The sequence below is a fragment of the Pseudomonas lundensis genome (genome assembly GCF_015377145.2).
Lineage (GTDB): Bacteria > Pseudomonadota > Gammaproteobacteria > Pseudomonadales > Pseudomonadaceae > Aquipseudomonas > Aquipseudomonas lundensis.
The window spans coordinates 4,288,914-4,301,878 of the sequence record NZ_CP062158.2 but is presented as its reverse complement, the minus strand read 5'-3'; the positions used below and the strand labels follow the sequence as shown (position 1 = coordinate 4,301,878).

10 protein-coding genes are annotated in these 12,965 nt (G+C 61.2%); 1 reads left to right on the top strand and 9 read right to left on the bottom strand.

Features of this window, described 5'->3' with window-relative positions; translation table 11 throughout:
- Window positions 1–49: 49 nt before the first annotated feature.
- The 9 genes from IF654_RS20220 to IF654_RS20180 all read right to left on the bottom strand — a co-directional run bounded on the left by IF654_RS20220 (window position 50) and on the right by IF654_RS20180 (window position 7,371).
- On the bottom strand, window positions 50–2,140 hold the full coding sequence (locus IF654_RS20220) for a TonB-dependent copper receptor (protein WP_194862116.1): 2,091 nt from the start codon (window positions 2,138–2,140) through the stop codon (window positions 50–52).
- 93 nt (window positions 2,141–2,233) lie between these two features.
- Window positions 2,234–2,602, bottom strand: coding sequence for a DUF2946 domain-containing protein (locus tag IF654_RS20215; protein WP_047273187.1), 369 nt, complete (start codon window positions 2,600–2,602; stop codon window positions 2,234–2,236).
- Between the two features lie 48 nt (window positions 2,603–2,650).
- Complete coding sequence (locus IF654_RS20210) at window positions 2,651–3,145, bottom strand: copper chaperone PCu(A)C (RefSeq protein ID WP_047279972.1); 495 nt, start codon at window positions 3,143–3,145, stop codon at window positions 2,651–2,653.
- Between the two features lie 48 nt (window positions 3,146–3,193).
- Complete coding sequence (locus IF654_RS20205) at window positions 3,194–3,592, bottom strand: DUF2946 domain-containing protein (protein WP_047279973.1); 399 nt, start codon at window positions 3,590–3,592, stop codon at window positions 3,194–3,196.
- A 107-nt stretch (window positions 3,593–3,699) separates the two neighbouring features.
- Window positions 3,700–3,990 (bottom strand): addiction module antidote protein, encoded by a 291-nt coding sequence (locus tag IF654_RS20200; RefSeq protein WP_047275159.1) that lies wholly within the window; start codon window positions 3,988–3,990, stop codon window positions 3,700–3,702.
- Window positions 3,991–3,993: 3 nt separating this feature from the next.
- Window positions 3,994–4,296, bottom strand: coding sequence for a type II toxin-antitoxin system RelE/ParE family toxin (locus IF654_RS20195; protein WP_047275161.1), 303 nt, complete (start codon window positions 4,294–4,296; stop codon window positions 3,994–3,996).
- Between the two features lie 48 nt (window positions 4,297–4,344).
- A complete protein-coding gene (locus IF654_RS20190) occupies window positions 4,345–5,073 on the bottom strand; it encodes a cobalt-precorrin-6A reductase (RefSeq protein WP_094987582.1) in 729 nt (242 codons plus the stop codon).
- Window positions 5,070–6,167: a cobalt-precorrin-5B (C(1))-methyltransferase gene (locus IF654_RS20185; protein WP_094987581.1), complete on the bottom strand. Its 1,098-nt coding sequence runs from the start codon at window positions 6,165–6,167 to the stop codon at window positions 5,070–5,072. Before IF654_RS20185 ends, IF654_RS20190 begins: the two co-directional genes overlap by 4 nt.
- Window positions 6,160–7,371, bottom strand: coding sequence for a bifunctional cobalt-precorrin-7 (C(5))-methyltransferase/cobalt-precorrin-6B (C(15))-methyltransferase (locus tag IF654_RS20180; RefSeq protein WP_048376786.1), 1,212 nt, complete (start codon window positions 7,369–7,371; stop codon window positions 6,160–6,162). Before IF654_RS20180 ends, IF654_RS20185 begins: the two co-directional genes overlap by 8 nt.
- Window positions 7,372–7,578: 207 nt before the next feature.
- Here IF654_RS20180 and IF654_RS20175 point away from each other — a divergent pair, with 207 nt between their 5' ends.
- The gene (locus IF654_RS20175) at window positions 7,579–12,849 is read left to right on the top strand and encodes a dermonecrotic toxin domain-containing protein (RefSeq protein WP_194862117.1); all 5,271 of its coding nucleotides are present in this window, start codon (window positions 7,579–7,581) and stop codon (window positions 12,847–12,849) included.
- The last annotated feature ends 116 nt before the right edge of the window (window positions 12,850–12,965 follow it).

The following is a 12,965-nucleotide window of genomic DNA, read 5'->3' as shown; positions in this document are numbered from 1 at the left end:
CCCGGCCCTTGCCTTAAGCACAGGACCGGAGTGAGGGGCAACGTGGTGCTTAGAAGCTCACGTCAATTTTTGTCCACAGCGTGCGGCCGGGCTCGTTGATCGGCGTCGGGTCGCTTGCCGGGTAGCCGTAACCTGCGTTGCCGGCCATGTTCAGGTGTTCGCTGTAGTTTTTATCCAGCAGGTTGTCGACCCCGGCGCTGACTTTCAGGTTTTTGCTGATGCGGTAGGCGCCGTTGAGCGAGAACACGCCAAAGCCTGCGCTTTTGTCGTAATCCTTGCCCACCACGTTACCGGCGTTGCGATCGATCCGGTCTTGCCGGGCCACCACGCGCCACAAGGCACCGGCGCTCCAGTCGTCTTCGCTGTAGGTCAGGCCGAGGCGGGTATCGAGCGGCGGCATTTGCGGCAGGGCCTTGCCATCCGTGGTGTTTTTGCCCCAGGCATACGCCAGTGTGGCGTCGGCTTTCCAGCGGGCGGTCAACTGATACGCGGCTCCCAGTTCGCCGCCCATGACCCGGGCGTTGACGTTCTGTGCCTGGGACGATCCCTTGGCGTAATCGAACAGGATGTAGTCGCGAATCTCACCGGCGTAGACCGAGGCCCAGGCTTCGAGGCGTTCGGTTTTGTATTGCAGGCCCATGTCGAGCTGGGTGGTCTTCTCGGGTTTGATCGCGTCGAATGCGTTCACCGAGCCTGCGGGGCCGGATGACGGTGAAAACAATTCCCAGTAATCCGGGAATCGCTGGGCGTGGCCCAGACCGGCGTAGACGGTGGTCGGGCTGTCAGCGAGGTCGTGTTCGTAGCGCACAAAGCCGCTGGGCAGTGTGTCGGCGCGGGTTTTATCGAGTGTCGGGTTGGGCTTGCTCATCATTCCCGAGCCAATCCGCGCGCGGAAGTCCTTGGCGGACGCACGGTCAAGGCGGGCACCGGTGATGACACGGTCGCGCTCAGCGGCGTACCAGGTCAGTTCGCCAAAGGCCCCGTAATTGTGGAAGTCGGCGTCTTTGCTCCAGTTCTGGTCCTTGTAGGTGTCGATGCCCATTCCCATACGTTTGCGGTGTTCGTTGGTCTGAGCGTCGATGCCGCTGATCAATTGATAGTCGGCCCAGCGCCAGGTGGCCTTGATGCGTGCGCCCAGGGTGCGGCGATCGACGTTGGAGGCCATGGGCCCGGCCATCATGCCGGTGCCGGACGGGGTGCGCAGGGTGTAGTTGTCCATCACGTGGTCGGCGTAGTTGTAGTAAACCTGCGCTTCGACCTTATCGAGCACTTCACCGATGTTGGACTTTTCAAAGCGCAGGCCCAGGCTTTCGCGCTTGTACTGGCTGCCGTCCATTCCGCGACCGGCCGAACGTGCCTCGCCGTCGCCCTTGCCGGCAGTGAGTTCCAGCAGGGTGTCGGCATCGGGGGTCCATCCGAGGGCGATGTCGCCGTTCCATTTGTCATAACGTGACGGCACCGTGTCGCCATTGCCGTCTTTGTAATCGTCGGAATGCGCGGTGTTGCCGATCACCCGCACATAACCCAGCGGGCCCCCGGCGGCGGCGTCGATGGTTTTGTCGAAGCGGCCATTGGAACCCGCCAGCACACTGGCGTTTACCCGCGTGCCCAGCTCACCAAAGTGCTCGGGTGCGCGATCAAACAGGATGGTGCCCGCTGAGGCGCCTGGCCCCCAGAGCACGGTCTGCGGGCCTTTGATTACGGTGAGTTGATCGTAGGTTTCCGGCGAAATGTAGGACGTTGGGGCGTCCATTCGGCCAGGGCAGGCGCCGAGCATCATGCCGCCGTTGGTGAGGATGTTCAGGCGTGATCCGAACATGCCGCGCAAGACCGGATCGCCGTTGGTGCCGCCGTTGCGGATCAGGGCAAAGCCGGGGATGGTTTTGAGGTAGTCGCCGCCGTCGCTGGCGGGCACGGGCTGACGCGGGTCTTTCGGGTTGGTGACGATGGTCAGCGGGGAACTGGGCGCCACGGCAGTCACTACCGTCGGGCTGAGTTCACGCACGTGCCCGGCGTGCTCATCCACGGGGTCGGCGGCCAGAGCCAGCGGGGCGAACAACGCGCAGCACAGCGCGCTCAGGGCGAAGGGGAGCACCGTCTGGGGGTGAGGCAAACGGGAGGCAGCAGTAAAACGGGACATAAACATTCCAATATTCAATCGAATACAACACGGCCACGCGCCTGCCTGGGGCAGGGCATAAGACGGGCCAAGGTGAAGTTGTTGTGTCGGTGTTTAAAGGAAGGCGGGCGGCGCGCGTGATCGGGCGCCGGGGAAGACCGGTTGCCGGGCGTGGCCCAGCCGGGGGTTGGACGCCAGATAACTTTCGGGCTCAGGGGGATTGAACAGGGCCAGGTCAACCGTGCCGGGGAGCGCGGGGCAACTGAACAGCAGTGTGCAGTACCCGCATTTTTCCCACATGGCGTGGTGGTCAGCGGACGGTTGTTGAGGCTCGGCGTGTTCGCTGTGCGCCGACACCCGCATGTCCATCGGCATGGGCATGGAGGCGTGATGATCCATCGGCATCGCTTGGGAAATCAGCGGGCCGATGAAAATCATCAACATGGCAAACAGGCTTAACCAACTGCCGCGGATCTGCGACATGGGCGGCCTGGCGCGACGGGCGCTCACGGGGCTCAAAGACCTTGGCGGTTAGTGGGCGTGCGAGGTTTCCTTGCTGGCGCCCGGTGCCTGTTTCTGCACGTTTACGTCGACTTGCACAGCGCCTGCCTTTTCAAAGTGCAGGGTCAGGGGGAAGCGCTTGCCGTCTTGCAGCAGGCTGCGGTCTTTGAGGTTGAACAGCATCACGTGGTACGCCATGGGGGCAAACGTGACAGTGCCCCCTGCCGGGACATCCACCGTGGGCACGCGCTGCATTTTCATCAGGTCGCCCTGCATGACGTGCTCGTGGATCTCGGCTTTTTCGGCAATCGGGGTGTCTGCGCTCAACAAGCGGTCGGCGGTGTCGCCGGTGTTCTTGATGATGAAATACGCCGCGACGGTCGGCGCATTGGGCGGCAGCTCCTGGGACCAGGGGTGAGCGATCTCCAGCGCACCAGCGGTGTATTGATGAGCGTTGGCGAAACAGGCAGGCAACATCAAAGCCGCCGCCATCAGGGCGTGCTTGACCAGTGACAGATTCAACATGGTAATTCTCCGGAACGATTCAAAGCGCAAAGGGGTTGCGAGGATGAATCACACCAGAGGAGAGGCGCGGGGGTTGAGGCTTGGCCATTGCTGGCGCGGGGTAGGGCGTTTCAGGTGATCCGGCACTTGGCTATGGCCGTGCTCGATGGCCGCGAAATACAGCGTCGGGACATGGGACGGCAAGGCCACCAGTGGCGCCGAGCCCGAGCAGCACCAGCAATGCTGCATGGTGGAATGATCGTCGTTCTGGCTGTCGCCAGCGTCAACCTTGCCCAGCGACACGGCTACCATTTTGGTACCGGTCGAGGTGCAAAAGCTGCTCCACATGAACTGCTCGGTGGACGCCTGACGGGCACCGCTCATCGCCCCTGCCGTCGACATGGCGAGCATGTTGAACAGCACTGCGAAGCAGGCGATCCAGGCAAATGCAAAGCGTTGTCGGGACATGACGAATTCCGTGAGTGGAGTGATCAAGGGCGCTATTTAGCCTGAATGATCGGCGTAAGTAAAAAGGCCGGGTGCGGCGAAGTGTCGCCCGGCATTGCTGGCTAACCTCAGGCCGCGCTTGCGTGGAGTTTAAGTCCGAGCGCTTTCATGACTTTAATGATCGTTGCGAACTCCGGATTGCCGCTGCTGCCGAGGGCTTTGTAGAGGCTCTCGCGGCCTAACCCGGTGTCCCGAGAGATCTGGCTCATGCCTTGGGCGCGCGCTATATCGTTAAGCGCGGCACGAATCAGGCTGCCATCACCCGGATCTTCCTCGAAACAGGCATCGAGGTATGCAGCCATTTCTGAAGGGGTTTTCAAATAGTCAGCAGTATCGAAACGGGTAAATTGTTCGGTCATTGTTCAGTCCTCACAACTCAATGTTTTTGCTATATGTTTTGCGCGTTTTATGTCCCGCACCTGTGTTGTTTTATCGCCGCCCATGAGCAACAGGTAAATGACTTCTCCCTTGCGTGCGTAGTAAACGCGGTAGCCGGGCCCGCAATGAATGCGCATTTCGTAAACACGATCCCCCACAGGTTCGCAGTCCGCAAAATGCCCTAATCCTGCGGCTCTAATGCGGGCCAAAATACGTGCTTGCCCGGTTTTGTCTTTTAATGAGCTTAGCCATTTTGCGAATTCATGGGTTTGTTCGAGAGTGATCATGGAACGAATCGTATCTCGCAGGATACAACATCGCTACTGAATACACATTCACAAATATTTTTCTTGCTTCAATACCTCAAGCACTTCCCCAACCCCCCAAAACACCCGATCTACCTCCGCCAATTCGGGGCGTTTGAGGATCAACACGGGCACGCCGCGTTCGCGGGCAACCTCCAGTTTGGGCTCGGTGGCGCAGCTGCCGCTGTTTTTGCTGATCAGTACATCGATGTGTTGCTGCTCAAACAGGCGCCGTTCGTCGTCGATCCTGAACGGGCCGCGGGCGCCGATGACCGTGCAGCGTTCGTTGCCGGGATACGGGTCCAGCGCGCGCAAGGTCCAGAATTGATCGGCGGGAATTTCGTGCAAATGCGCCAGCGGTTCTTTGCCCAGCGTGAACAGCGGGCGTTTGAAAGGCGTGAGCGCCGTGACCAGTTCGTCCCAGTCCGCCACCTCACGCCAATCGTCGCCGGGTTGCGGCTGCCAGACCGGACGCCGCAACGCCCAGCATTCAATACCGCAGGCGCGGGCGGCCAAGGCTGCATTGCCGCTGATTTGCGCGGCATACGGGTGTGTCGCATCCAGGAGCACATCGATGTGCTGCTCGCGCATATAGCGGGCCAAACCCTCGGCACCGCCGTAGCCGCCGACCCGTACTTCACAGGTCAGGTCAGTCGGCACACGGCCCACCCCGGCGAGGCTGTACACGTGCTGTGGCCCCAGGGTGCGGGCAATGGCCAGCGCTTCGGTGACGCCGCCCAGCAGTAAAATCCGTTTCATTCAAAGGCTCCCGCATGGCCCACAATCCCGCCCTGGCGGTCGATGGCGAAGACTTCAACCTGTACCTGGGTGGGCACCACGCTGCGAGCGAAGTTCAGCGCGTGCTGACACACCGCGTCGCCCAAGGCGATGCCGGCTGCATGGGCCATGGCCAAGGCTTGCTGGCTGGTGTTGGCCTGACGAATGGCGGTTTGCAGTGCGGCGTCAGCCCCAATGGCGGCGGCCCAGTCAGCCAGTTGCGGCAGGTCGATGCTGGAGTGGCGACTGTGTAAATCCATGTGCCCGGCAGCCAGTTTGCTGATCTTGCCGAAGCCGCCGCACAGGCTCAATTTATCCACAGGGACTTTGCGCAGATGCTTGAGCACCGCGCCCACGAAGTCGCCCATTTCGATCAGCGCGATCTCCGGCAGGTTGTACACGCGGCGCATGGTGTCTTCGCTGGCATTGCCGGTGCAGGCGGCGATGTGCAGGTAGCCGTTGGTCTTGGCCACGTCGATGCCCTGATGGATCGAAGCAATGTACGCCGCGCACGAGAACGGGCGCACGATGCCGCTGGTGCCCAGAATCGACAGGCCGCCCAGAATTCCCAGTCGCGGATTCATGGTTTTCAGTGCCAGCGCTTCGCCGTCGCGGACGTTGACGGTCACTTCAAACCCCCCGGCGTAATCGCAATCACGGGCCAGTTGCAGTAGGTGATCGGTGATCATTTTGCGCGGCACCGGGTTGATCGCCGGTTCTCCCACGGCCAGTACCAGACCGGGCCGGGTGACGGTGCCTACGCCCTGGCCAGCCACGAAGACGACGCCCGCGGCGGGGATCAGGCGCACTTGCGAGTACAGCAGCGCGCCATGGGTCACGTCCGGGTCGTCGCCCGCGTCTTTCAGGGTGCCCGCCTCGGCGCCCCCGGCCAGCAGGCGACAAAACTCCAGGCGCATCGTCACCACCTTGCCCTTGGGCAGGGTGATTTCAACGGCGTCATGACACACGCCACTTAGCAACAGGCGTGCGGCAGCCAGGCTGGTGGCCGTCGCGCAACTGCCCGTGGTCAGGCCGCTGCGCAGCGGCGCGGGTTGTTCAGCGGTTTCGTCACGCATCGTGGGGTTTGGTCACATCTAACAGGGTGATCGGCAGCGCTTGGCGCCAAGTGTCGAACTCCCCCAGCGGCCGGGCGTGAGCGACGTGCAGACGGGTCAGTTCCCCGCCATGCAGCGCGCGCCAGTTCATCAGGTGCAGTTCGCTTTGCAGGGTGACGGCATTGGCCACCAAGCGGCCACCGGGCTTGAGTTGCTGCCAGCACGTGTCGAGAACGCCTTCGCGGGTCACGCCGCCACCAATGAAAATCGCGTCGGGGCGTTCGAGCCCGGCCAGCGCATGCGGGGCCTTGCCGCGGATCAAGCGCAGGCCGGGTACGCCCAGCGCGTCACGGTTGTGTTCGATTAACTGCTGACGGCCCTCATCAGCTTCGATCGCCAGCGCGCGGCAGCTCGGGTAGCTGCGCATCCACTCAATGCCAATCGAGCCACTGCCCGCGCCTACGTCCCACAACAGTTGGCCGGGCAGGGGCGCGAGACGCGCCAGGGTCATGGCGCGCACGTCACGCTTGGTCAACTGGCCGTCATGCTTGAACGCGCTGTCGGGCAGCCCGCCGATACGCGACAGCGGGTGCGCGTCGTGAGAGGCAATGCATTCGATGGCAATCAGGTTCAAGTCGGCCATGTCGCAGGCGTTCCAGTCGTCGGCGCTCGCCTCGATGCGCCGTTCGGTCGGGCCACCAAGGTGTTCCAGCACATGCACCCGGCTCGGGCCAAAGCCGCGCTCGCGCAACAGCTCGACGACGGCAGTCGGGCTGCTGGCGTCATTGCTCAGCACCATCAGGCGCACACCGCTGTGCAGGTGGGCATTGAGCGCAGCCACGGGCCGCGCCACCACCGAGAGCGTCACAACGTCCTGCAGCGCCCACCCCAAACGCGCCGCCGCCAGCGAGAAAGACGACGCTGAGGGCAGTACGTGCATTTCGTCGCCGGGGATCACACGCGCCAGACTGGCACCCACGCCGAACAGCATCGGATCGCCGCTGGCCAGCACGCAGACCGGTTCGCCGCGCAGTGCCACTACCGGCGCCAGCGAAAAGGGGCTGGGCCACGTCAGGCGTTCAGCGCCGATGCAGGCTGGCAGCAAGTCCAGCTGGCGCTGCCCGCCGAACACCCGCGCAGCGCTCAACAGCGCGCGCCGGGCCGTTTTGCCCAGACCGCTGAAGCCGTCTTCACCAATTCCCACAACTGTTAGCCAGGGCGACATGCCAATCCTCTTGTTAAACGCCGAAGTCATCGTTTACCCGCCTGTGCAAGGCGGTGCGCATGATAGCGCGCCTTGTGCCTGTCGGTTGCGCACGCGTGTCAGGAGCACGCCTTAACTATGTAGCGCCAGGGGCGGGAAGGGCCACGGTAGCGTTTGGGAACACCTCTGGGGCCCGACAGGCGGTCCCGACAACCGTCAGGAGTTTCCATGAACCTTATTGCACACGCGGCGTTGACCGAGCAGGCCTTGCATGCCCTTTACCTGCGCGGTCTTGACGCTGCGCAAACAGCCGGGGTTATCGGCGCGTTTGAACATGACTGGCTGAGCCAGGCGCTGACTGCCGTGCCCGATGAAACCGGCAATGCGATCCCCGCTCACGTCAGCAGCGTGTTTTTGAGTCGGCATCAGTCCCGTACGGCGCAGTGGGCAGGTGCATTGCTGCTGACGCACACAGCCGCCACGCAGTCCCCGGTATTTCTGCTGACCCCGCTGGGGGCATTGGAAAAATTCAATGACATCGAGGCGCTGAGCGCTGCGTTGGAACTGCTGCTGGATGATCCCTTGCTGCGTGAACCGGTGCTGCGTTTTTGCCCGGTGGACGTGCGACCGTTCCTGAGCCTGACGGGCGAGCTGACCCTGCGAACCCGTGACGTGCCCGCGCCGGTCCTGACGTACCTCAGCCAGACACTGAAAGATTTTCTGACCGCCAGCCAGGCCGATACGCTGGAACGGCTGCTGGCCACGCCCACTCTGAGGGCCTTGGTGGATCAACAGTTACAGGTTCAGCTGGAGCTGCACTTTGCCGGGCAGCCCGTGACGGCTCAAAACATTCACCGGGCCAATACGCCGCAGGGTCAGACACCTGACGACCCCGGCCCCAGCCTGAGCAGCGTCGCGCTGGAGTTGTTTGTTAACGGCCAGTTAGCAACGGACCGTTCATACACCTGGACCGGCCCTTTTACCCGAAGTCCGGCAGAAAGTGACGCCGACCTGGATCGGCGATTTACGCGTGTGCTCACGGCGGCGACCGAGCAACTCATGACCCGTATGAGCGAAGCGATGTCTGTTTTTTGGGACCTGCCTGCGGGCCCCCAGCCGAGCCCGCATGCGTATGGCGTCGCACGGCTGGGTGATGTGTTTTTTCAGCACCTGGTGCAAGCCCGTCAGGCAGGCGAAATCTCTGCGCAGACGTTTCAGGCTCTGCAACAACTGCTTGCCTCACAGCATGACCCCGCACGCATCGGGGCGGCTCGCCTGTTGGTGTCGCAGGGCAATGGCACTGAGGTCGAGCTGGCGGGGTTGTTGTGCCTTTATTTTCCGGGGCAAAACAATGGCGTGTACGTGTTCAGTGCCTCGACCGGGCTGGTGAGCATATCGACCCGTGCACGGCTTTCCAGCTATGTGCTGAGCAAGCTGCGCAGCCCTGCCACATTTGACACCATTGCTCGTCATGCGCCTCAGGATCAGCATCCCTTGCTGGCCGGCATGGTCTCGCCCACGCTGCGTGTCGAAAACATTGCCGGTGCGGTCTTTGAAGATTGCATTCATGCCGTACGGGCCAAGCAGATCCGCGACCTGGTTTATCTGGCGGGCCAGTATCAGGACCGTCGACTGGCGCTGGCTGCGGTGGACCACGCACTCGATATGCGCGCGCTGATCGATCCCGGTCTGTTGGCGCTCAATAGCCGGGGGCGCTGGGACAGTCGGTTTTTGCCCGACAGCAATGGCTTGCCGCTGGCCGTCAACGAGAACGGTTTGTCCGACGTGTTGAGTCTCAAACTGCCCAAGACCCTGGCCCAGAGGGATGCGTTACTCAGGCAGTGGCCGACGCCACGGATGTGCGCCCGTCATTTATGGGTGGCGGTGTTGAATCAAGAGGGGCAACGCTTCATCGATGTCTCTGAGGTGTGGGTGCAGGTGTTTGACGCGGATGAGTCTTCAGTTGGCCGTGTGCCGGTGCGCACGCTGACAGTCATTGATGCCTTGCTTGAGCGTGTCACCGGTCGTTACCCCTTGCCGCAGAACCCGGCGTTCCTACAGGGCGGGATCAGGTCCTCAATCGATGAGGAGATCAAACCCCTCAAACGCGTGAGCGGCACCAAGTTGCTGACACTGCTGGACATGCTGGCAAAAACATTCGATCAGGCCTTCAAGCAGCAACTCTCGACCTTCTTCTATACGCCCTACACCTCGCTGGCGCCGGATACCCTGGCCCGGCATCTGGCCACACTCAGGCACGTGATGTTGCGCGCTGATCTGCGATTGATGGTGAGGGGCAATCACCTTGAGACCCAGGACAAACACGTCATTTCTACAGTCTTGACCTACCCGGTGAGTACTCAGCGTCCGGCGCTCAATCAGTTTGTGCCGGACGTATTCGGCGTGTTTCTGAATCTCGGCGCGCCGTTGAGTGGGGTCAGCCTCACCCACTGCCTGCTGATCACCGAGCGGGGCGGGCAGGCGTCTGAAAGTGCAGGTCGGGCAATCCTCTGGACGCCAGTGTCAGGCTTTGAGGGTTTTGCGTCGGTGGACCAGTGCAAGGCGCATCTGGAGGCGCTGTTACTTGATCAAAGTCTGCGCAGCGACCTGTTAGACCAGGTTCGCAGGGATGAGCAATCGCTGATTGGCGAACACCTCGACAGTCGCAGCGATTGGGCGGTGGAGGGGGAGAATCAGTGGGTCAACTTCGAGCGCTTCGACGAGGACTTTGTGTATCAGAGTCAGGAAGCGGCCATTAACAAAGTGTTGCTGGATGCCGATTACGTGTGCCGTCAGGCCCGGGATACTCCCTTGACCGCGCACAGCTTTGAAAACCTCGCCCGCAGCCTGTTGAACGAGGGCCTTGCCGGGCTCAACCTTGAACGCCATCGCGAAATGGCCGAGACGCAGCAGTTAGAACATGCACTGCCGCTTTGGTTAAAAAATGCATCCCGGGCCGACCAATTGGCGTACGCCAACCTGCTGCAACGCTACCCGTTGGCCGTGCAGGAAAATGGCAATTACTTGCAGGGCATTCCCGACATTGAGGGCTACGCCCGCACGGAGCTCAAGGCGCAGTTGGCGCTCGATTTCCCAGATCGTGCCCTGGACCCGGACGCCATTGAAGTTGTGCTCGACACTTACGTGGCCGCGCCGGTTGCGGTGGGCAGCACCCCGTCGTTCCTGGCCGCCGCCACGTCCCGTGATATCCAGCCGTTGACCCGGTTCGCGCTCAACGGCTTCAACCGGCTCGAGGGCGGATCGATGTTTTTGCGGCCCGTAAATGGCAACGCCTTGCCGCTGGCGCTGGACGCACGCTATGCCACGCGTCTGGTGCGAAGGCTTGATATCGGTCGGCACTATCAAGCCTTGCTCAAAAGTACCCTGGCTCCTGAAAGCGAAGGCGCCGCACAACGGCAACGGCAGTTCGGCGACCAATTGTTGCTGCAAGTGCTTGAACAGGGGCTAAGAGAAAAACTCAGTGGTTCATTGTCCGCCACGGCGTATGCCTATTTGAAACACGTCATCGAACGCCCCGACGGCATTGCGCGCGACCCGCTGAACGGTGTTGCGCTCATCATCCGTCCGCTGGAACTGATCGCCGACCCGGGCCGCACCCCGGACTTGGCCACAGGCCTCTATATCGTGGGCCCGCCGTCTGGCGAGGTGGGTCCACAGTTGCTGTGGGTGATGTACAACGAACATTTTTCACTCAAGGAATACGCCAGCGAAGGGCAGTTGCTGGCGGACCTCTACACCCGTGAGTCTTTGCAGAACGTGGTGTTGCAACGCTTGCCCGCCTTCGAGCGAAAAACATACGCCAATGGCGGATTTGTCGAACCGCACTTGCCGCACTATTCGGATTCGCAATTGCTGAACGGATGGCAGACCCCGCCGCCCGTGGCACTGGCCAATCGCCCTATTCTGGGCAATCTGTTCTCCACCTTGTACCGGGACAACTACCGACTGTTATTGGAAATGGCGGGCTTGCAGTCCAAGACCACGGCGCAGGCCGATTGGGAGTCCTTCACGTATTTAATGACGTTGGTGGTTAATACGACCGTTATGTTTGTGCCCGGCAAGCTGAGTATTCCCATTGTGGTCTGGCAGGCGCTGGGGCTGTTTCGTGAAGGCTTGAGCGCAGGGAAGAAGGGCCAATGGGTTGAAGCGGTGGCCAATTTCGCCCTGTCATTGGTGGTGCTGGCGACGACACGTCGCGCTTGGCATTCACTGATCCGTTCGGCGGGTACGGGCGTGATTGATGAGGTGGGAGCCGAAATAAGTGCGCGTGCCGATCTGCAGTTTCAAGGGCCTGCGCAGGGGTTGACGCCCTATCGGGCCAATGATGTCGCGCTGGTGGATTTAACCCACGACCCGCAGACACAGATTTACAGTGACCCACAGACCGGTCTGTATTACGTCCCCTTGAGCGCGCAGGTGTTTCGGGTGCAGGCGTGGCGCAATCGCTGGCGCATCTACCTGGATGAAACCCGAGAGGGCCCGTTGATTAAACTCAACGCACAACAACACTGGGAAGTGGACGTGGCTGAGCCGCTGCCGGGCGGTGGGCCTGCCGCGTCCAGGATGAGCGAGTTCGGCACCTTGGCGACCAATGCCCTGACCTATGAAATACAGGCCATCGGCATGGACAGTATCGGGCGTCGCTTTCCGGGTAAGGCGTTGAACATCCGCCAGGCCCATGAATTGGCCACGATTTATCTGAAACGCGCAACGCAGGTCCTCAAGGACCTGGATGCGCCGGGCAGCACGAACAGAAAAAACCGTGAGTTTCTGAAAACGTTTTTTGGTCTCGAAACGCTGGAGCCGGTTCATCTTGAGCACGTCAAGACACGCATTGACGCGTTACTCGCGCGGTTCCTGCACCCTGACTTGTCGCCTTACACGTCGCGTAAATACGTGGTGTGCCGCTCCCGTTTCAACTCGCGGGCCTCAGCCTTTGTCAATCGCGCCGACAGTTCAAGGCGCATCTATTTGACGGAGGTTTTCTTCAATACCTTGTTTGAGCGCTCTTATGCGTTGAACCACCCGTATTTAAAGGCCGCGTCACCGCCTTTTCGCGCCGGCCAGCATTTGCGTGCGTCGTTTCTGCTGCACGAGGTCACCCACGATGTGCTCGACACCGAGGACATTCATTATTTGAACGCGGGTTTCCCCTACCCCGACGTGTTAGACGAGGACTTGCCCTTTGGGCGCCACCTGAAAACGCTAAACCAAGAGATCCAGAGAAATCACTCACCTCACGCGACCACGGAGCATTTGTTTAAAGTGTTCAACCCCGAAACCCAGCAGTGGGAAGACATCCCCCGTGGCCCGGCTAAAACGTACATCAAGCAAATTGCGGGCGTGAGCACGTTGGATCAAGCCCGTCTGGTGTTCAGAAATGACCCTGTCAAACGGGTTGAGATGATGCTGGCCAATGCCGATACGCTGGTGCTGCTGATTGTTCAATTAGGGCGTGTCTACCCAGTATTGGCTTAGGGCAGGGCAGCGGACGAAGGAACGGCGTGGGCATTCCGTCCGGCAGGCTTTTCATGCATCGCCCCAAAGCAGGCATAATGCGCGACCCGCGATAGCGCATTGCCTGCTCTGGATTG